Here is a 20,029-nt window from a genome sequence, read left to right as displayed (position 1 = left end):
AGTGATCAATCCGTGCCGCACGGGAAATATGGGTAGGGGAAGCACAGGGTGTTCGATTCCACGGTTGTGGATTGCGGCGGGTGGAAGGAGGGCTTCTCCTCAGCCCACGTCTCAGAAGCGAGACATGGGGCACCCGTAAGTTGCTGGGGTGAGTCCGCGGTCGCAAGGGTGGCGACGCTTTTACCTTCGCGGCGCGCATGTCGAGAAGTGAAAGCAGCCTTCCGAGACTCGCAAGGCTGAGGCTATGGTCGAGTAGGCAGGATCGAGGGAGTGTGGCTGCCGGTTTCGGCCATAAGACGCTGGGGGCGGCGGAGCTGCATGACCTCACCGAGGATGCGGTCGGCAAGGGCACGTTTGGACATCTCGGGGAGGTCGGCGGCGGTGGAGGCGGTGAGGAAGGTCGCCGCGTTTGAGTCGGAGTCGAAGCCGATACCTTCGCGGGAGACGTCGTTGAGCACGATGGCATCGACGCCCTTGCGCATGAGCTTGGCGCGCCCCGAGGCGAAAACGTCCTGCGTTTCGGCGGCAAAGCCGATCACGAGCATGCCAGGCTCGCGGCGCTGCACGATGGCGGCGAGGATGTCCTCGGTAGGCTCGAGCTCGAGGGTGAGCGGGCCGGAGCGGCGAAGCTTCTGTTCGGCAATGGCGCGCGGCTTGTAGTCGGCAACGGCGGCCGACATGATCACCATGGTGGTGCCGGGCAGGCGGGCAAATACGGCGTCGCGCATCTGGTCTGCCGTGATGACCGGCACGACCTCGCAACCTATGGGCGCTCGTAACGCAGTGGGCGCGGAAACGAGAATGACGCGTGCGCCGCGGCGGCGTGCGGCCTCGGCCAGAGAGTAGCCCATCTTGCCGGAGGAGCGATTACCGAGGAAGCGGACGGGGTCAACTGCCTCGCGGGTGCCGCCCGCAGTGATCAGCACCGTTTCGCCGGCGAGGTCTTCCGAGTGATGGAGCACACCAAGCACGGCTTCCACGATGGCGGAGGGCTCGGCGAGGCGGCCGGTGCCCTGCATGCCGCAGGCAAGCGCGCCGTTGTTGGGGGCGACGATGGTCGCGCCGCGGGCTTCAAGCAGAGCGATGTTTGCCTGCGTTGCCGGGTGCTCCCACATGCGGACGTTCATGGCCGGCGCGATGATGACGGGCGCCAGAGTGGCGAGATAGAGCGAGCCGAGGAAGTCGTCAACGCGGCCCTGCGCGAGGCGGGCCAGCGAGTCAGCGGAGGCGGGCGCGATCACCAGGGCCTCGGTGGACTGGGCCAGCGCAATGTGCTCCATGGCGGGCGTAGCGCCGGAGGCTTCGTCGAGGATTTGTTCATCCCAGAGGCCGGTGATGACGCGGTGGCCGGAAAGCGCGGCAAAGGTGAGGGGCTGCACGAAGCGTTGTGCGCCCTCGGTCATGACCACCTGCACGTCGAGCGCCTTGGTCTGCAGTGCGCGAAGCAGTTCCACTGCCTTGTATGCAGCGATGCCGCCGGTGACTGCCAGGGTGATCTTCATGCGAGGGGGCCTCCGCGATCAGGTTCACCTTATTGTAACGGGCAGGTGGCAGCGGAGTGCGCGTGGAAAAACGGGGTGAGACCCATTGAAGATGCCGCCTGGGCGTGGAGTGGCACGCATAGCGCGCGGACTCCCTTCGAAAGGTGAAGAAATCCGCCGCTTCCCTTTCGCGGGTGGTGGTAGCTCAACGATGATATTGGGGTTCAGCCAAGTCGCACCATTGCGACGCCGGGCGGACACAGGAGGAACAGGAACGATGGCGAACACAGAGAGCTTGCTTCGTGAAGCGTACGCGGCCTTTAACGGGCGGGACGTGGATGCGGCCCTAGCGTTGATGACAGAGGACGTGAGCTGGCCCAAGGCTTCGGAGGGCGGCAAGGTGGTGGGAAAAGCCGAGATTCGCGCGTACTGGACCCGGCAGTGGAGCGAGTTCGATCCGCGGGTTGAGCCTCTGGCGATTACGGAACAGGACGGCGGACGGTGGCAGGTCCGGGTGCACCAGGTGGTTCGGAGCCTGGGCGGTGAACTGCTGGCCGATGCCGAGGTCGCGCACGTATTCACGGTGCAGGATGGCAGGATCGCCGCAATGGACCTTGGAGACGAGACCGGTGCGGCAGATGCTCCGTCAGCAGCGTTTTCTCATCGGTCGTAAGCAGGGCTGAGAAAGCCGGGAAGCGTGCAGCCGCAGGCGCGGTTGGCGCCCGGTTGTGCCGGGTGTTCTAAGGGCCAAGTGTGGGGCGTGAGCCGGCGATGAGGATGTCGACGATACGGCGGGCGCTTGCCTCCCAGCCGGGTACCGCCGTGGTGTGGAAGACGCCGATAAAGGCACGGATGAAGTCGTCGGGGTCGACGTCTCGGCGCAGTGCGCCGGCTTCAACGGCGCGCTCGAACAGGGTGTGGAACACGAGCAGCGTGATGCTGCGGGCGCCCTCGATCAGGCGTGCAGAGCCACCCGGCACAGTGTCCATGGCCGCCAGGATCAGTTTCTTCCCAGCCACGTGGTCGATGAACAGCAGCATCCAGGCGCGCAGGGCATCGAGCGGGGCGCGGGTTGCGGCGAAGCGCTCGCCAGCGGCCGCCAATCTTTCGACCTCGTCCCGATAGACGGCTTCGACCAGGGCGTCACGGGTGGGAAAGTGCCGGTAAAGCGTGCCTGGGCCGAGCTTTGACTCGCGAGCGATGTCGTCGAGTGTGGCGTCGGCACCGTCCCGGGTGAACACGTGCCGGGCGACCTCGAGGATGCGTGCACGGTTGCGTTCAGCGTCGGCACGAGGCTTGCGGGCTGGCGGCGGCAACGGCATATGCCAGTTTCGCAGAATTTTGTGCAACCGGAGACTCTCTCCTGTTCTCCAATAAGCGGAGATTGCCTCCGTTTATGCGGAGGCTGGTCGATCACTTCCGGACTGGCGCGTGTGCGCGGCAAGCCGGCAAACAGCAGGAGGAGAGTCGATGCGAGTATTTGTAACCGGGGCGACAGGGTTTATCGGAACGGAACTGATCAAGGGCCTTCTGGCGGCTGGGCACCAGGTCCGTGGGCTGACGCGAAGCGAGCAGGGTGCCGAACAGCTGCGGGCGGCAGGCGCGGAGGCGCACCACGGAGACCTGACAAACCTGGACAGCCTGCGTACCGGAGCAACCGGGATGGACGCCGTGGTGAACCTTGCGTTTAACCATGACTGGTCGCGCTTTGCGCAAAGCGCCCAGGAGGAGATCGAGGCTATCGGCGTGCTTGGCGGGGCGCTCGAGCCTGGCAAGCTGCTGGTGGTGACCTCGGGGATTGGCATCACGGCAGCCGCTCCAGGCCAGGTGCGCGTGGAGACCGACCCTGCGATCGATCTGCCGTCAATTCCCCGCAAGCCGGAGCATGCGGCGCGCGCAGTGGCAGAGCGGGGCGTGCACGTAGGCATCGTGCGGCTGCCGCAGGTGCACGACACGTGGAAGCAGGGGCTGGTGACGTACCTTATCCAGATTGCCCGCAACAAGGGCGTTGCCGCGTATGTGGGAGACGGCGCGAATCGCTGGGCTGCCGCTCCGCTTGGAGCCGTGGCACGGCTGTACCAGCTTGCGGTGGAGAAGACAGGTGCAGGCGTCGCGACGTATCACGCGGTAGGCGAAGAAGGTGTGTCGCTGCGCGCGATTGCGGAGGCTACCGGCGCAGGGCTGAAGCTGCCGGTTGTGTCGATCGCGCCGGAGAAGGCCGGAGAACATTTCGGGCCGTTCGGGCACTTCGCGACACTGGACATGCCGGCATCCAGTGCGTGGACCCAGCAGGCGCTTGGGTGGGACCCGGCCGGACCGGGCCTGATCGAGGATCTGCGAAACATGCAGTACTGACAGGCAAGTCAGGCTGACGGCTCGCCCCGCGAACGAGGCAGGGGCGAGCACGTCTACCAGTGGAGAGTGCCGGGATCGCCTTTGAAGGGTCCGCGGAGATTGCTGGTGATCCAGCCGCCGTAGAAGTCGCCAGGCTGGGGAACGACGCGCTCGTCGTCGACCCAGCACTGGTCGACGCGGGAGGCGTAGAAGGCGAGGTGGCCGCGCAGGGCGGAGTAGGCGGCGGTGGGAGCCTCGTAGGACCAGGCCAGGTCTGGCGAAGCGTAGCCGGGGATGGTGAGTGACCAATAGGTCGCCAGGCCCTTGAATTCGCAGAAACTCTGCCGGGCACCGGAAGCGGTCAGCAACGACAGGTCGACTGCGGCACGGGGCAGGTAGTAAACGGGCGGGTGGCTGGTTTCAAGGATGCGCAGGGCGGGCTGGACGCTGGTCGCGGTATCAGCGATAGTATGCCCGGCGTGCAGAACGCGGATGCGTTGCGGCGTTGTTTCAAGGCGTGGGGGACGGGGGTAGTCCCATACGGACTCAATGGGTGGCTGGGCCATGGGGGTACCTCGCAATCAAGCTGCAGAGGAAAACCGCCTGCGCGGCTGGCGGCCACTTCATGGCGGTTTCTCGTTCAGAAGCTTTGAAGACATTATTCGCCACGAAGTGGGCGCCAGCCGCGCAGGCGCTTTTGCGTTGCCCTTTGCTAATTGACGTGCGCAGCAGCCTGGTGGTTGAACTTCTCGAAGAAGGCATCGTAGCCTTCGTTCTGGCCGTCGGAGAAGCGCAGCGGCTTGACGCGTTCGACCAGGATCTCGTGGGCGGCGGGCTGGGTCTTGAGCAGCTCGATCGTCTCGGAGATGTAGTCGTTGAGCGGCATGGCATTTGGGTCGGAGGCCTGGTGGGCCCCCATAAGCTCGGTCTGAACGTAGGGCGGCACGAGTTCGATGACCTGGATGGCGGTGTCTTTGAGCTGGTAGCGCAGCGACTGCGAGTAGGAGTGGATGGCGGCCTTGGTGGCGCAGTAGGTCGGCGTGGGCGCCATGGGAAGGAACGCGAGGCCGGAGGAGACGGTAAGGATGGCGGCTCGTGGCTGCTGCAGCAGGTGGGGCAGCAGTGCGGTATTGAGCCGGATAGGGCCGAGCAGGTTGGTGGTGATGATGGACTCGGCGGTGGCGAGATTGCCTGGGCCGGCGGTGAGCTTCTCGGGCTTCATGATGCCGGCGTTGTGGATCACGGCATTAAGGGTTGGGAACTTCCCGGTAAGCGCAGTGGCGAACTGCTGGATCGCCTCGGGGCTCTCGATGTCGAGGGTGAGGGACTGGATGCCGGGGTTTGCGGCGGTGACCTCGTCCAGAACATTTTGACGCCGGCCGGCAATGATGACCTGGTTGCCAAGGGCGTGGAAAGACTCAGCGAGCGCGCGGCCGATGCCGGAGCCGCCGCCGGTGATGAGAATGGTGTTGCCTGTGGTCTGCATGGAGCATGTCTCCTGGGTCTTGAGGTAATTGGATTCTCTACGCAGCCGATGGTTGCTGGACTGTGCCGCACGCGGTGGCTTTTAAGGGATGCGTTTCGGGCGGGTTGCTGGTCCGTGCGAAGCGTGGCTCTGTCTATGCGGCGGCTATTGACGACATCCTTTCTGACGCTCCGGAGACACGTTGTCACCCATGCTCCCTGCGCAAAGCTCCCTGTCTGCATGCAGCTTTGTGATACCCACCATGCGCACGAGGGCGAGCGCATTCGCCTGGCTTGCGACGCCAGGGCGAAGCCTGTAATCGAACTCAAGTGGTCGATCAGCATCCTGATTACCCATGTGTACGAGACCCGCATTGGTTTCCGGGTTTGCGGCGAGCTCGGTCAGGGACAGGTCATGCGTGGACAGAGCCCCGATAGCGCCGGCTGCCAGCAAAGCCTGGATGATGATTTCGGCTGCGGCTCTTCGGTCTTGAGAGTTTGTGCCGCTCACGATTTCATCTATGAGGAAGAGAACAGGCTTGCCATTCGACATTATTTCTACCGTGATCACTGCTTTGGCGAGCTGGTTGGCATTGCGCAAATCGGCATCCTGACCGTCTTAAGACCTGACCATTCATCAAGACTCGCAGAGCGGCCCATTTTGCGAACGCACGCATTGAGACACGATCACTATCGATGATGGGCATTCCCATCCGCCCTGCTTCCGAGATGCGCGCTATAACGAACAGGGTCGTGTTGTAGCCACAAGCCCAACCGATAATGATCGTGTGAGATCCCACACGGACGTTCAAAATTCTGGCTCTTTTCCGGTTGCCCTCGTGACCGGCTCCACTTCTGGCATTGGTGCTGCCATAGCCCGCCGGTTGTCCAACGAAGGGTACGCCATCGTGCTGCACTCGCGCAGTTCTGCAAAAGCAGGGCACGCACTGGCCACCCAGCTTGGAAACGCTATTTACCTTCAGGCCGATCTCGCCGAAGATACTGATCGGATCAGACTGGTAGGGGAGGCGGTTTCTCGTTGGGGCCGCCTTGATGTGCTTGTGAACAACGCAGGCATGAGTCGTGTGATTCCGCATACCAATCTCATGGCAGCTTCGCCCGATCTCTGGCGCGAGCTCTACGAAGTCAACGTGGTCGCCCCGTTTCGCCTTGTGGCGGAAGCTGAAGGTGCTCTGCGCGCCGCAGTCGGCCTCGGTCGAGCGGGATGTGTGGTCAATATCAGCTCCCACGCTGGCGTCCGTCCCAGGGGCGCGTCCATTCCTTACGCCGCGTCCAAAGCAGCGTTGAATCATGTCACCCGCCTACTGGCCCTATCGCTCGCTCCTGACATTCGGGTGAACGCGGTCGCCCCTGGACTGGTGAACACGCCGCTGACCGCCGATTGGACCGCTGCCCAGCAACTTTGGAGAGAGCGTTCACCCATGCGTCGACCAGCCAGTCCGAACGATATCGCGCAGATCGTCATGATGCTGATCGCTTCCGATTATCTAACGGGTGAAATCGTGGTCTCCGACGGAGGTCTGAGCCTGACATAGCGGCTTACAGGGAGCAATCCCTCGAACATCCCTGACTGGTAAGGACAGGCGATGTACTTATCAAGGCAGGCATTGAACGCCCGCAGAGATGAGTCCCGTCAATTGCACCTCTATCAACTGATCCCCTTCTTGGTTTTTTCCTCGAGTCCAGATCTCGGCAACTTGACCAGCCCAGTAAGTCCAATTGAGCCCAGGTTTTGGCAAGCCGGTTAGTAGTTATCGCCAGTGCTGACACCTCGGCTTAGAATGCGGAGACATGGCGCAAGAAGCCTTCGTTGCGGCAGTGTTTACAGGCCAGCCCAGGCTGCTCACTGATGCGCGTGGAACATGGACGTCGTCCATCTTTCGCGAACGCACGGACGAGCCGGTTGCGGTTTCTTTCAGCGGCCTTGCCGGTGACAAGGTGACACAGCCCTACCACGGCGGCGCGGGCGCGGCGCTCTGTGTGCACATGGCTGACCACTACCAGTTCTGGAATGCGCGCTTCCACATGGGCCTCAAAGCTGGCGCCGTTGGCGAAAACATCACGCTTGCGGGCATAACCGAGGACCAGGTGCATGTGGGAGATCACGTACGTCTTGGAACGGCACTCGTACAGGTAAGTGGCCCGCGCGTGCCGTGCGCCAACCTAGCTCGGCGAATCGGGCGGCCTGACTGGGTGAAACAGACTATCCGCGAGAACAGGACAGGGTTTTACCTGCGAGTGCTGCAGCCGGGCACTCTGCAGTGCGGCGACCAATGGTTGCTCGAGAAAAGACTCAACCGGAGTGGCTCCATCCCATCGATCAATCGGTGCATGTACCTGGATTTCGACCCCGACTTTGCCCGGAGCATGCTTGAGATGCCGGGGCTTGAAACCTGGTGGAAGCACCAGGCACGGCAGAAGCTTGAGGCCCGGGACACACATTGGACTGCCACGATGAAGGAGCAGGTTGACGAAGAACAGGATTGAACCCGCTCGTCGCATCGCAACGCCTTGTCAAGCCAGGGAAAGCCGGGTGAGGCAGTTTCAGCCTCGATGGGCTAGCCGGGTATCGGCCAGTTCAGTTGGGTGCGCCAGTGGGAGGGATCGGGGTCGTCGTTGGGATTGAGGCTGTAGACCTCCCAGAACTCGCTGCCGCCGCCGAGACTCTCCGCGTTGATCCATTGCTCGAACTTGCCCCAGGCGTGCGGAAGCCCGGAGTAGTCGCCGTGGTAGATGGTGCGGGCGACGCGCTGTGCGGGCCAGATGCCGGGGTACACGGCCTCATCCCCCGCGCCTGTGGGGACGATGGGCTGCGCCACGGGGAAGCACACCTCGAAATCGAAGTGGTCCACCGGACGGACCAGGTGGTGGGTGAACCAGGGACCGGAGGGTTGGAGCCCCTGCGCCTGCATGGCAGTACTCACCACGGTCAAAGCGGGACCCATGACTGCGGCGATGGCATGGAGCGGAACGATGCGCCGGGTGCATGCGTAGTGAAGGGGCTCGGTCTGGTGGAGCTGCGGTGTGTCGATCATGGTGCGTTCCCAACATGTGCGCGGGCCTGGCCAGCCGAGGGCCGGACCCTCAACTACCTTGGCGGCAAGGGGAGCGATATACCGGCTCCGCTCCTGCTCGATCGTGCCAGCCGCCCACCAAGTGCCCAAGGCGCCGGCCTGGGTAGCCGTCACGCGCACGAGCGGCACCCTGGATTATCCGCGCATCGTGACAATGCGCTACATGCCGCGCGGTCAGACGAAGCGCGGGATTTCGGGAGCGTCGAAGCCAGGCTTGATCACCGGGGTTTCGTGGCGGACATGGGCCACCAGACCGGCCTTGATTTCGTGCTGGGCGATCTTGGATGCCTTGGAGGACGGGGACAGCAGCAGGGGCGTGGAGCCGTTCTGCAACTGACGGGCGCGGCGCGCGGCCACGATGACGTAGCGGAAATTGCTGTCGAAATCCTGCTCAAGCTTCATGAACTGCCTCCGGGAGGTGCGGCTCTGCATGCTTTGATCTAACTGGCTTTTGTCTGGTCTGCTCCCCTACCGGATCGGCTTCGCCGTATCGAATGGTGTTGCGGTGGGCTCTGCCTGTTGCGGTGTTGCGATGCTGCGATCGGGCTGGATCCCGAATGCGGCAAGGACTGGAGCGAGTCGGGAACGAATGCCCTGCTGCCGGCAGCCTGCTGCAAGTGTTTCAAGCCGTGCCAGATCTGAATTTAGTTGCTGCTCGTGGTCGGAGTGGACGGCCGGGGTAGCGCGAACTCGTTCCACCGCCACAATAGCTGAAAGTTCGTCCACCGCGATATCTAAAACGTCATTGAGCAGCACATATCGATAACGATCGTAGTTGCCGATCTCGGAGCGGGCCTTGGCGAGGCGGCGGGCGATCACGGCGTCGTCAAGCAGCCCCTCGGCGCGGGAGCGGTTGCGAAGGCGGGCTTCCAGGATCTCCGGGGTGGGCGGCAGCACAAAGATGGTGACCGCTTCGGGCATGCGCATGCGCACCTGCTCGGCCCCCTGCACGTCGATGTCGAGCAGCAGGTCCTTGCCGTGGGCGGTGGCGTCGGTGAGCGATTTGCGGGCGGTGCCGTAGTAGTTGCCGAAGACGTCGGCGTACTCCATAAATGCGTCTTCGGCAATCATTCGCTCGAACTCGGCAACAGAGATGAAGTGGTATTCGCGGCCGCTCTCTTCAGAACCGCGGGGCGCGCGGGTGGTGTAGGAAACGGAGAACTCGAGGTCGGCGACAAGGGAACGGATCTGCGCGACCAGGGTGGATTTACCGGAGCCGGAGGGGGCCGAGATGATGTAGAGAATGCCTGCCACGTATGTCCTTGCTTTGATGGGATGGGTGGGGATGCGCGGATGGGTTGAGGGCGCCGGATTATTCGAGGTTCTGGACCTGCTCGCGGAGCTTTTCGATCTCGGCCTTCATAGCGAGACCGCACTCCGTGATCCGGGCCGAGCCACCGGTGACGCCGGCGGTTTTGGACAGAAGGGTATTGGCTTCGCGGTTCATCTCCTGCAGGAGAAAGTCGAGCTTCTTGCCGGCTTCGCCGCCGCCCTGGAGCAGCGCGCGGAAGTGGGCGACGTGGGTGCGCATGCGAGCGAGTTCTTCTTCCACATCGCCGCGTTCCGCCAGCAGCGCGGCCTCGGCAAGCACGCGGTCACGGTCAAAGGCGCGGCCGACCAGCGCATCGAGGCGTTCGGAGATGCGGTCGAAGTGCGCCTGCTGGACGGTGTTGCGGAGGCCGGCCACCTCGGTGACATGACCTTCGAGCCGGTCCAGCGCCTCGGACAGGATGGCGGCCAGTGCGGCGCCCTCGCGCAGGCGCATGGTGCGGAGTTGGGCGATGGCCTCGGCGAGCAGCGCAGGGACCTCACGGGCGAGCAGGGCGTCGAGCGTGGCCTGCTCCTCGGCGGCGGTCTCCTCCCTGGGGTCGGGCGCGGAAAGGAGCATGCCAGGCAGGCGCGCGGCCAGGTTGAGATCGGGCTCGGAGGTGAGCTGGAACAGGGCGGCGGCAGCGCGGAAGTTGGCGACGTAGGTGCCGAGCGCGTTGAGGTCGAAGTGCGTGGGAACAGCGCGGCGGTCGCCCTGCTCGCGCCGGGTGGTGCGATCGAGGGTGAGGGTGCACTCGATGTGCCCACGGGCAAGCTGCTGTTTGAGCTCGGCGCGGATGTGGGACTCGGCAGATTCTGCGCCGGTGGGCAGGCGGAGTTGGAGGTCGAGAAAGCGGTGGTTGATGCTCTTGAGCGTGAGTGTGAGTGCGGGGGCGTCGCCGTTGCGGGCCGAGACGCGAGCGTACCCGGTCATGGAAGCGATAGAGGTCGCGCTGGGTGCGGCGATGGGCGTGCGTGGCTGCAAAATATCTGCCGCCGTGGCAGTTTCCGGCACCGGTGCGGAAACTGGCTCGAGATGCATTTCGGGCGCGGCCCCGTGGATTGGCACGGCAGTGGTTTTCGAGTCCGGGTGGGCTGCTTCGGTTGCCTTCACGCGCGCGTCTCCTCGTTAGCGATGGAGCCAGCAGGGGCGCTGGCGAGAGGTGCCGCGAGGTCGCCGAACTGGAGCTCATGCAGGCGCTGGTAGGTGGCGGACTGGTGCATGAGTTCTTCGTGGGTGCCGATAGCGGTGAGCCGTCCCGCTTCCATGACGCCAATGCGGGTGGCGCGGCGCACGGTGGACAGGCGGTGGGCGATGACGATCACGGTGCGGCCGCTCATGAGGTTGCCGAGCGCGGGCTGCACCAGCGACTCGCTTTCGGCGTCGAGCGAGGAGGTGGCTTCGTCGAGGATAAGAATGGGGGCGTCCTTGAGCAGGGCGCGGGCGATCGCGATACGCTGGCGTTCACCGCCGGAAAGCCGGAAGCCTTTTTCGCCGATATGGGTGTTGTAGCCGTCGGGCAGGCGCTCGATGAAGTCATGCGCCAGGGCGCAGCGGGCAGCCTCCCGGACGCGGGCCATGGGTACGTCGGGCAGGCCGTAGGCGATGTTGTTGCGGATCGTGTCGTTGAACAGGATGGTCTCCTGCGTGACGGTGCCGATCTGCTCGCGCAGCGAGCGCAGGGCCACATCGCGAAGGTCGTGTCCGTCGATGAGGATCCGGCCGGAGGTGACGTCGAAGAAGCGCGGGATCAGGTTGGCCAGGGTGGACTTGCCGGCGCCGGACGGGCCCACAAGCGCGATGACCTCGCCCTCGTGGATGGTGAGATTGATGGAGGCGAGGGTGGCCGGGGCCCGGAGGCGGTCGACGTCGGGGCTGGCTTCATCGGATCGATCCAGGTCTGCAACGGCAGCAGGGGCTTCCACAGCAACATGATCGGCAGCGGGTGCCTGGTCGTACTGGAAACCGACATCTTCCAGCTGGATGGCGTGCCGGAAGCCTTTGAGCCGCAGCGCACCGGGCCGCTCGGGCAGCTCGTCCTGATCGTCCATGAAGCGGAAGATCTCGCTGGACGCGCCCAGGGCCTGCTGGAAGTTGTTGTAGTAAAGCGCGAACTTTCGAACCGGGTCGTAGAGCTTGAACAGCGCGACCAGAAAGGCGAAGAACTGGCCGGTAGTCATGCCGGTGTGCTGGATCTGGCCGCGGCCCACCAGCAGCAGCAGCGCGATGGCGACCGCGCCGATCGCGTCCATCAGCGGCGAAGACAGGGCCTGGGCGCGCACCGAACGCAGGTTGGCGCGGAACAGGCGGCGAGCAGCTTCACGAAACCGGCCGAGCTCCCACCGCTCCATGTTGAACGCTTTGACGATGCGGTTGCCGGTGATGGTTTCGTGCAGGATGTTCTGGATCTCGGCGAGCTTATCCTGGCCGCCGCGAGTGGTGGTACGGACGTTGCGGCCGATACGGCGGACCGAGAGGGCCACAACAGGAACGAAGATCAGCAGCAGCCAGGCGAGCTTGCCGCCCAGCATGATGACCACACACAAAGTGAAGATCAGGGTGAACAGTTGCTGCAGGAAGTCCGATAAGACCGAAGACATCGCGAACTGCACCCGCTCGATGTCGTTGATGAGCGTGGAGAGCAGCGTGCCGGTGCTGTGGCGCTGGAAGAAGGAGATGGACCGGCGGAGCATGCTTTCGTACAGGTCGTCGCGCAGGGCGGTGATCATGCCGAAACCGGCGTAGTTGACGAGGTACGTGCCGAAGTAGTCGCAGAGACTCTTGAGCAGGGTCGCGGCGACCAGGGTGAAGGCCACCACGTCCCACTCGTTATGGAGGAAGGGTGGGACCAGTGCATGGAGGTCGAGCTGGATGCGGGAGCCGAAGCGAGCGTTGAAGCCGCCGAGCAGCGGCAGTGCCTGCTGCTGCGCCTGGGTCGCGCCGGGGTGCAGCACGTTGTCAAAGATGGGCTTGATGAGCAGGAGGCGGAACGCTTCGAGCAGGCCGACCATGGCCATGAGCAGCACAGCAGCCAACGTGTGCGGAATGAAGTGCCGGAGGTAGCCGAGCAGGCGGAGAATGCGCTTCATCGGCCTGGCTCCGGGCGGCGGGCCTGTGCGGCTGCCCTGCCCTGCTGGGCGCGGCCGGGGGTGAAGCAGGTACGGTTCGCGGATGGGCGAAGGGACTTTGGCATGCCGGGACTAAACACCCAGTGTAGCGGGCCGGGCGACGCAGCTGCCCGGGATTTGAGGGTCACGGGCACGGCGGAAAGGCGGGGCGAGGCGGACGGGGAGTCGCGACGTGGACGACGCATGCTCAGCGAGGCATGTCGCGATGCGCGATCTTGACGCGGTAATCGTGGGCCGCGAGGCGGCGACTGACCTCTTCGGCGATCATGACGGAGCGATGCTGCCCGCCGGTGCAGCCAAAGGAGATGGTCAGGTAGCTCTTTCCCTCGTGCACGTAGTGCGGCAGCAGGAAGAGCAGCAGGTCGACCGTCTTGTCGAGGAACTCCCGGGTTTGCGGGAAGCCGCCAACATAGTCGATGACCTCGCGATCCTGCCCGGTGAGGGGGCGGAACTCTGGGATGAAGTGGGGATTGGGCAGGAAGCGTACGTCGAGGACGAGGTCGGCGCCAAGCGGGACGCCATTTTTATAACCGAAGCTGTTGACCGAGACCAGGAGGCTCTTGCCCGCGGCAACTCCGGCGTCTGGGCCAAAGCGGGTCTGCAGGTAGGCGCGCAGCTCATGCACGTTGAAGTTGGTGGTTTCAAGCACCACGTCAGCCACGTTGCGCACGGGATCGAGCAGTTCGCGCTCTGCGTCGAGCGACGATTCCACGCTTTCGTCAGCACCAAGCGGGTGTGGGCGACGGGTTTCCGAGTAGCGGCGCAGCAGTGCGGAGCGGGCGGCCTCGAGGTAGACGATGGTGACGGGCAGTGTCTTGCGCATGCGCAGCAGTGTTGCGGGCAGGTCTTCGAGCGCGCGGCCTTCGCGAATATCCACAACAATGGCAGCCTTGCGGAAGGCGGGGCTGTTGGCGATGAGCTCAGCAAACGGCGGTAATAGCTCGATCGGTAGGTTGTCGACGGAATAGTAGCCGAGATCCTCAAAGGCTTTGAGGGCAGAGCCCTTGCCTGATCCGGAAAGCCCGGTGAGAACCACAAGTTCGCGGATTGGGGTCGATTCGCTCACGATAGCTGCTTGGCGCCGCGACCCTCGATCAGGATCAAGGGAACGCGGCGCGTTGCAGCTAGTCTATGACACTTGTGGACACCGTGACCGGGAACGGCTCACCCGGGGTACCTGCTGGGCAGCCTGGTCAGGGCGTGACCAGCCGCTCTTGAAGCGCTTCGGCGTACTTCGACTGCGTGGGAGAGGCGTGAAGGGCGACCATCCTGTCGCCCCCACTGCCATCAGGACCTGCCAATCAGGGCAGTTCGACGAGCTCCAGCGTGCCATCGCGCTTGCAGTGCAGCACGCAGATGTGCCCGGCCTTGTCACGGAAAACGAAGAGCTCGCGATTGCGGGTTTCGAGTTCCTTGATAGCTTCCTCCAGGCTCATGGGGCTAAGGGCCACAGCCTCGATGGTGCGTGTGACGTGGGGCTCGGTTGCGAACTCCGCATGATTCCCATTGCCGTTGGCCGCATGGCCGGACTTTGTGGAGATGGGCTGCACAAGCGTGGGACCCACGCCGTCCGGCGCAAGGCCGAGCACAGCGTCAAGCGGTGAGTCGGCAGAGTTCAGCAGGCTGGTGCGCTTGGCGCGGCCGGGTCGCTCCAGCGACGTTTCGACGACGGACTTCTCATCCTTGGGGAGGCGGCGTTGCGTGTCTCGCTTTTCCTTGAAGCGGATGGCCTGGGCTTCGGCCTTGCCGAGGGCCTGCTGCAGCGTCTGGCGCAGGGCGGCTTCGGAGAGGACGCCGGACTCGCAGAGACCGACGAGATCAGTGGCGCGGGTCTTGATGGTAACTTCCGCGATCTGCCGGTGTTTTTCGGTGGTCAGCACGACGTGTGCGCTGCCCCCACTACCGAGCATTTTCTCCATGCGATCGAGGTAAGGCTCGGTGAGCGAGCGAATTTCTTCAGTGACGACTGCCTGTCTGCCTGTGTACTCAACGTCCATCGGTGCTCCTTCCCCAGCGAGCGCGGGTGCGGGGCGATGGTCAGCCGCGTACGCGCCGTTGGTGTGTACTTGGGATGCGCATATCCTCGCGATACTTTGCCACCGTCCGCCGAGTAACGTCGATCCCTTCTTTCTGCAGCAGCTGGGTGATGTGGTCGTCGGTGAGCGGCTTGCGCGGATCTTCGTCTTCGATCAGCTTTTTGACGCGGCGCTTGAGCAGCAGCAGCGGCGTGCCGGAGCCCTCGGGACCGTTAACACCCTCGGAAAAGAAGAAGCGCAGCTCGAAGACGCCTTGCGGGGTGTGGGCGTACTTGTTGGACACGGCGCGGGAGACGGTGGAAGGGTGCACGCCGATCTCCTCCGCGACGTCCTTGATCATCATGGGCTTAAGAGCCTGTACGCCATGCTCGAGAAACTCCTGCTGGCGGCGCACGATGACCTCGCAAGTGCGCAGGATGGTGTTCTTGCGCTGTTCGATGTTGCGCATGAGCTGCAGCGCGGAGCGGTAGCGCTCCTTGACGTAGTCCTTGACGTCCTTGCCGGCTTCGCCGTTGTGGAGCAGCTTGCGGTAGTCGCGGTTGAGGCGCAGGGTGGGCAGCGACTCGTCTTCCATGACGGCAATGAACACGTCGTCTCGCTTCACAAAGGAGACGTCAGGCTCGATGAGGCGGGCCTCGCTCTGCTGGAACCGCTGTCCGGGGTGTGGATCGAGGGTGCGGATGAACTCGAGCGCCCCGGCAATCTGCTGCGGGGTGGCCTGAGCTGCCTTGCCCAGCTCCCGCAGGTCGCGCTTGTGCAGCAGCGGCAGGCAGGTGTCCACGATGCGGTGGGCGACCGCGAAGGTGTTCATACGCTCCTGCACGCCGGCGGCACCACCTGCCTTTTTCCAGGAGGAATCCTGAAACACGCGCTCGCAGTGAGCAATCTGGAGCAGCAGGCAGTCGCGCAGGTCACTGGCGCCAACGCCGATGGGGTCAAGCGAACGGACGATCTGGAGGGCGCGGGCGAACAGGGCTTCGGCGTCGGGGACGCGGGGGGTGGCCGGGTCTTCTTCCCTGCCGTCGTTCAGGGCTGCGTTCAGGCTCGCGGCGCGGGCGTTGGCGGAGACAGCGGAGGCCACGGCGTCGAACGGGGCCGTGCGTTGGGAAGGGTCGAGCGCCCCGGTAACTGACGGCATACCCGCATGGCCGGGACGGGCGGGGGCCAATGCCGGCTGCAGGTTGGAGCAGAGCTCACGCAACCAGCCCGAGTGCAGATCGTCTTCGCTGGTGATGCAGCGGCCATCCTCATCCAGGTTGCCGAGGATGTAATCGACGGCGGCGCGCAGCAGAGGGTCGAGCGAAAGGGAGCCAACCTGCCATTCGAGATGGTCGATGAGCGAGCCTGGGGTCGAGAGGAAGTTCTCGATGGAGGGCTTTTCGGTCATCTCGAAGCTTTGCGGGGAGCGGAAGCCGGGGTCGAGGTAATCCTGAAAATAGGAGCCGAAGTCGATTTCTTCGAAGGGATCGACCGGGTCGGGGCGCTCGACGTCTTCGGTCGCCGTGACAGGGGCGACCTCGCGGTCGGCTTCGCGGCCTGCGACGTGATCGAGGAGGGGAACGGCTTCTTCGAGCTCCTCGAGGACCGGGTTTTCCACGATTTCGGTCTGGATCATGTCCTTGAGCTCAATCTTGTTGAGCGCCAGGACGCTGACCATCTGCATCAGCCCAGGGGTAAGAATCTGGCGCTGCGAGACACGCAGGTTGAGTTTTGGCTGGAGTGAAACCATGCCCTAGGGAAAGTCCTCAAACGGTACTTTGATTTTGCTTGCGGAGTAGTGGCCTGAGTTTAGCAATGCCGCGCCACCGCACCCAAGCCCCGCTACTCTTCCGTAATGGTGGCTGTTCCGGGACTCCATCCGCAAGGGGCTGCCTGCGTCTGAGACGCGGCAGCTCCGTATTTAGACCAGCAGAAAATTTTCTCCCAGGTAGACGCGGCGGACCTCGGGGTTGGAACCCAGTTCCTGCGGAGTGCCGGTGAAGAAGATACGGCCCTCGTTGATGATGTAGGCACGGTCGGTGACCGAGAGGGTTTCGCGCACGTTGTGATCAGTGATGAGCACGCCGATGCCGCTCTGTTTAAGGCCGAAGATGATCTCCTGCAGGTCGTCGACGGCAAGCGGATCGATGCCGGAGAAGGGCTCGTCGAGCAGGATAAAGGATGGCTTGATGCAGAGGCATCGGGCGATCTCGACCCGGCGACGCTCGCCGCCCGAGAGCGCGTAGCCCTGGGTTTTGCGGATGTGGCCGAGGTTGAGCTGCTCGATCAGAGTCTCGGTGCGGTGGCGACGCTCGGTGCCGGTGATGGACTGTGCCTCGAGCACGGCCAGGATGTTGTCTTCAACAGAGAGCTTGCGGAAGACGGATGGCTCCTGCGGGAGATAGGAGATGCCGTAGTTGCGGGCGCGCAGGTACATGGGGACGCGGGTGATGTCGGCGTCATCGGCGAGGATGCGTCCCGAATCAGGAACGACCAGGCCAACCATCATGTAGAAGGAGGTGGTCTTGCCAGCGCCGTTGGGGCCCAGCAGCCCGACGACCTCACCCTGGCTGACAGTGATGGAGACGCCCCGTACAACCTGACGATTCTTGTAACTCTTGCCGATGTTTTCGGTGGAAAGCGTTTGCATTTACTTCGGGGTCCGGGTGTCCGTCACGGTGCGACGGTTGTTTCCTTCCGCATCAGCATTGAGCACGTCCACACTATTATCGCCGCTACGGAAGAGCAGGGTTGCGCCGGTAACCGCACCTTTTTCGGAATCCGTGGCATGCGGCGGATCCTGCGGGGTGCCGGTGAGGACGTAATTGCCGTCGGCAGCGGTGTAGACCAGTCGCTGGCCCGTGCCCCGGCGGCCGGGCTGCTGGAGCATCGTGTGGCCCGTCGCGACGATGTGGTCGAGCTGCGAAGCCTGCCCTGCGGGCGCCTCGGCAAGGAAGACCTCGGCGTCGTCAGAGTGGAGGGTGCCGCTGGGCTGCTGCGCCACCACGTTGCCATGGAAGTCGCCGCGCCGCGTGGTGTCGGAATAGAAAAGGGTGTCGGCGGTGACGCGGGTGACCGCGGAGCCGGGGTTGCCCGGGGTAGTGCTGCCGGGTCTGCCAGCAAAGGCAGCGCGGACGACCGGGGCATGCGCAGCGGTGCTGCCAGTGGCGTTGTCGGCGGCATGGGCGTTGAGCGAGCCCTGCTGCTTGCCAAGCTCAAGCACCGGCGCCTCGACCGAGTTGGAGCCCTGCCACATGCGGGCCGGGGCGTGGTCCGACCCGTAGAACACGGCGGAGGATGAGGTACGCGTCATGCGGGCGGAGTCGCCAATGACGTGCACGACTCCGGAGCCGCCGAGCCCGGGAGCGGGGTGGTCGGCAGGGCCGGCACTCGCCATGTGCTGTGTCCCGGAACCGGAGCCAGGCGACGCCGGCTTTTGCGTGCCACGGACGGGCTGCTGAAGGTAGGTTGAGCGTACGTCGCCGTGGGCAGTGGCGTCGCCGGTATCGCGCTTGTAGTCGACCGTGGTGGCAGTCAGGGCCAAGGTGTCGTTGTGGACACGTGGCGGCGTTTTGCCGTCGCCGGTGAGGTGGAGGGTCTGCGAGGACGCGAGATAGGTGCTGGTGATGGCCTCAGCGTACAGCGGCTGCTGCGGGGTGCCATCGCTTTGTTTCGCGTCGCGCGCGGGCTGGGTACTCATGGTGACATGGCCCTGCTGCAGAGCGGTTTCGATTTGAGCGCTTTCGCGGGCGGCACTGTTGCCGGGCTTCCCGGCGGCCTTGCCGTACGTCTGGGGCGCGTCCACAAAGGTAGCGTGGAGAGTGTCTCCCTTGCTGGTATCAGTGGCGCCGGTGGGGTCGAAGTTGATGATCGTGGTGCCGCCAGAGCCGTCGAGTTCGTGGATCTCGTGGCCATCAGTGAGCTGGGTGACGAGTTGTTGACCCTGCAGCCGGGAGTGCCTGGCGGGCGCACCGTAGGGCAGGTCATGCAGGTCCACCGTGGCACCGCCCCTGGCGACGGCGGTGCGGGCGAGACTCTTGCCGTCTGGCCCGGGGGTGAAGTCGATATCGAGCAGGGTGGAGGTCATCTCGCGGGTCGCGGAGCCGCGCGGGTCTCCGCCGAGAGACTTCTCCTGCAGCACGAACGAAACGGCATTGTGGAAGTTGGCGTGCTTCAGGATGGCCTTGCCGTCGGGGCCGGTCATGAACTGCATGGTGCCTTCCACAGCATTGCCGTGCATGGACGAATCGGCGTTGCTGGAGAGGAAATTGACGCCGCCGCCGGCTCGGCCGACAAGCGGTTGGCTGTGCTCGTCGAAGTCCGCTGCAGCGGTGGTGGAGTAGAGCTCGGCGCCATCAGCGGTGACCATATGCACGTGGTTTTCCGCGTCAAGATGCTGAATGGAGCCGTCTGGCCGGAAATGCAGGATGGCTTGGTCGGCCGAATTGTGACCGCCCTGGTACTCGGAGCGCGCGTTGAGCAGGTAGGTGACGTGCGAGTCGCGCAGCATCTGCGCGTGCGAGGCGTAGACGACCGAGGGGCTGCCGTTCTGGTCCGCGTGCAGCTCCACTGCCTGGTCAAGCACCAGCACGCCTGTCTTGGCGTTGTAGTCGCCACCGACGGCCTTGCCGCTGGCGCGCGGCAGGATAAAGGACAGAGGCGCGGAGGTCTGCGCGTCGCCGCTCTTCTGGTCAAAGCGCAGGTCGCTCGTCTGCACGTGGATATTGTCGGGCGGGACCACCGCGGAGTCACTGGCAGCAGGCCGAGGGGAGCCGGGTGCCGCGTTCTGCGCGGGCGAGGCCATGTCGATCTCGACGGCGCCCTTGGCGGTGACGACGCCGCTGTTCTTGTCGTACAGAAACTCCTTGCCGGAGATGCGGTCCTGGCGGTGCGAGCCTTCCGGGCCATAAAGGGTAATGGAGACGTCGTGGAGCTCGGACTGTTCCTGCTTGAAGTTGGTGATGCTGGAGGCGTGCAGGGTGAAAAAGGTGTGGCCGCCCTTGGACTGCGAGTAGGTGAAGCCGTCTGCTGTTTGCGTGATGTTGGCACCGAGCTGGCCGGGCAGGTCGAAATGAAGGCCGTGCATCCTGAGCTTTTTGAGGCCCAGGAAACCGAGCAGCACGCAGGCGAGCGCAGCAAAGCAAGCGATGAGAATGGTGCGGATGGTCTGGTTGCGGGTGCCGTCGATTGTGATGCGGGCCAT

General features: G+C 64.1%; 19 protein-coding genes. 4 read left to right on the top strand and 15 right to left on the bottom strand.

Going from position 1 to position 20,029, the window contains the following annotated elements; all coding sequences use genetic code 11:
• Positions 1-242: 242 nt before the first annotated feature.
• A complete protein-coding gene (coaBC, locus tag D1Y84_RS13860) occupies positions 243-1,502 on the bottom strand; it encodes a bifunctional phosphopantothenoylcysteine decarboxylase/phosphopantothenate--cysteine ligase CoaBC (protein WP_124849217.1) in 1,260 nt (419 codons plus the stop codon).
• Positions 1,503-1,758: 256 nt separating this feature from the next.
• On the opposite strand from coaBC, the gene D1Y84_RS13855 reads away from it, so the two are divergent.
• Entirely contained in the window at positions 1,759-2,154 is a 396-nt protein-coding gene (locus tag D1Y84_RS13855; RefSeq protein WP_124849216.1) for a nuclear transport factor 2 family protein, read from the top strand.
• 67 nt (positions 2,155-2,221) lie between these two features.
• On the opposite strand, the gene D1Y84_RS13850 is transcribed toward D1Y84_RS13855, so the two are convergent.
• The gene (locus tag D1Y84_RS13850; RefSeq protein WP_233581421.1) at positions 2,222-2,830 is read right to left on the bottom strand and encodes a TetR/AcrR family transcriptional regulator; all 609 of its coding nucleotides are present in this window, start codon (positions 2,828-2,830) and stop codon (positions 2,222-2,224) included.
• Between the two features lie 121 nt (positions 2,831-2,951).
• On the opposite strand from D1Y84_RS13850, the gene D1Y84_RS13845 reads away from it, so the two are divergent.
• Positions 2,952-3,836 carry an SDR family oxidoreductase gene (locus D1Y84_RS13845; RefSeq protein ID WP_124849215.1) on the top strand — a complete coding sequence of 295 codons (885 nt, stop codon included), beginning with the start codon at positions 2,952-2,954 and terminating at the stop codon, positions 3,834-3,836.
• Positions 3,837-3,889: 53 nt separating this feature from the next.
• Here D1Y84_RS13845 and D1Y84_RS13840 read toward each other — a convergent pair whose 3' ends face one another.
• From D1Y84_RS13840 to D1Y84_RS13830, 3 genes are all read right to left on the bottom strand, one after another.
• Positions 3,890-4,381: a DUF427 domain-containing protein gene (locus tag D1Y84_RS13840; protein WP_124849214.1), complete on the bottom strand. Its 492-nt coding sequence runs from the start codon at positions 4,379-4,381 to the stop codon at positions 3,890-3,892.
• Positions 4,382-4,527: 146 nt separating this feature from the next.
• Positions 4,528-5,301, bottom strand: coding sequence for an SDR family oxidoreductase (locus D1Y84_RS13835; protein ID WP_124849213.1), 774 nt, complete (start codon positions 5,299-5,301; stop codon positions 4,528-4,530).
• Positions 5,302-5,445: 144 nt separating this feature from the next.
• Positions 5,446-5,880: a hypothetical protein gene (locus tag D1Y84_RS13830; protein WP_124849212.1), complete on the bottom strand. Its 435-nt coding sequence runs from the start codon at positions 5,878-5,880 to the stop codon at positions 5,446-5,448.
• A 238-nt stretch (positions 5,881-6,118) separates the two neighbouring features.
• Between D1Y84_RS13830 and D1Y84_RS13825 the strand changes: the two genes are divergently transcribed.
• Both D1Y84_RS13825 and D1Y84_RS13820 read left to right on the top strand, forming a co-directional pair.
• On the top strand, positions 6,119-6,835 hold the full coding sequence (locus tag D1Y84_RS13825) for an SDR family NAD(P)-dependent oxidoreductase (RefSeq protein WP_233581420.1): 717 nt from the start codon (positions 6,119-6,121) through the stop codon (positions 6,833-6,835).
• A 256-nt stretch (positions 6,836-7,091) separates the two neighbouring features.
• Entirely contained in the window at positions 7,092-7,787 is a 696-nt protein-coding gene (locus D1Y84_RS13820) for an MOSC domain-containing protein (protein ID WP_124849210.1), read from the top strand.
• Positions 7,788-7,858: 71 nt separating this feature from the next.
• Here D1Y84_RS13820 and D1Y84_RS13815 read toward each other — a convergent pair whose 3' ends face one another.
• The 10 genes from D1Y84_RS13815 to D1Y84_RS13770 all read right to left on the bottom strand — a co-directional run bounded on the left by D1Y84_RS13815 (position 7,859) and on the right by D1Y84_RS13770 (position 20,029).
• On the bottom strand, positions 7,859-8,503 hold the full coding sequence (locus tag D1Y84_RS13815) for a GyrI-like domain-containing protein (protein ID WP_124849209.1): 645 nt from the start codon (positions 8,501-8,503) through the stop codon (positions 7,859-7,861).
• A gap of 45 nt (positions 8,504-8,548) precedes the next feature.
• Positions 8,549-8,776 (bottom strand): DNA-directed RNA polymerase subunit omega, encoded by a 228-nt coding sequence (gene rpoZ / locus D1Y84_RS13810; protein WP_124849208.1) that lies wholly within the window; start codon positions 8,774-8,776, stop codon positions 8,549-8,551.
• Positions 8,777-8,842: 66 nt separating this feature from the next.
• A complete protein-coding gene (gmk, locus tag D1Y84_RS13805) occupies positions 8,843-9,628 on the bottom strand; it encodes a guanylate kinase (protein WP_124849207.1) in 786 nt (261 codons plus the stop codon).
• A gap of 58 nt (positions 9,629-9,686) precedes the next feature.
• Complete coding sequence (locus tag D1Y84_RS13800; RefSeq protein ID WP_233581419.1) at positions 9,687-10,796, bottom strand: YicC/YloC family endoribonuclease; 1,110 nt, start codon at positions 10,794-10,796, stop codon at positions 9,687-9,689.
• Entirely contained in the window at positions 10,793-12,772 is a 1,980-nt protein-coding gene (locus D1Y84_RS13795; RefSeq protein ID WP_124849206.1) for an ABC transporter ATP-binding protein, read from the bottom strand. Before D1Y84_RS13795 ends, D1Y84_RS13800 begins: the two co-directional genes overlap by 4 nt.
• 226 nt (positions 12,773-12,998) lie before the next feature.
• A complete protein-coding gene (rapZ, locus tag D1Y84_RS13790; RefSeq protein WP_370245773.1) occupies positions 12,999-13,877 on the bottom strand; it encodes an RNase adapter RapZ in 879 nt (292 codons plus the stop codon).
• A gap of 235 nt (positions 13,878-14,112) precedes the next feature.
• Positions 14,113-14,808, bottom strand: coding sequence for an HPF/RaiA family ribosome-associated protein (locus tag D1Y84_RS13785; protein ID WP_124849204.1), 696 nt, complete (start codon positions 14,806-14,808; stop codon positions 14,113-14,115).
• Between the two features lie 40 nt (positions 14,809-14,848).
• Positions 14,849-16,576: an RNA polymerase factor sigma-54 gene (rpoN, locus tag D1Y84_RS13780; RefSeq protein ID WP_124849203.1), complete on the bottom strand. Its 1,728-nt coding sequence runs from the start codon at positions 16,574-16,576 to the stop codon at positions 14,849-14,851.
• Between the two features lie 171 nt (positions 16,577-16,747).
• The gene (gene lptB, locus D1Y84_RS13775; protein ID WP_124849202.1) at positions 16,748-17,476 is read right to left on the bottom strand and encodes an LPS export ABC transporter ATP-binding protein; all 729 of its coding nucleotides are present in this window, start codon (positions 17,474-17,476) and stop codon (positions 16,748-16,750) included.
• Complete coding sequence (locus D1Y84_RS13770) at positions 17,477-20,029, bottom strand: LptA/OstA family protein (protein ID WP_124849201.1); 2,553 nt, start codon at positions 20,027-20,029, stop codon at positions 17,477-17,479.

It is taken from the genome of Acidipila sp. EB88 (assembly GCF_003858395.1).
Classification (GTDB): domain Bacteria; phylum Acidobacteriota; class Terriglobia; order Terriglobales; family Acidobacteriaceae; genus EB88.
This window is presented reverse-complemented; position numbering and strand designations above follow the sequence as displayed.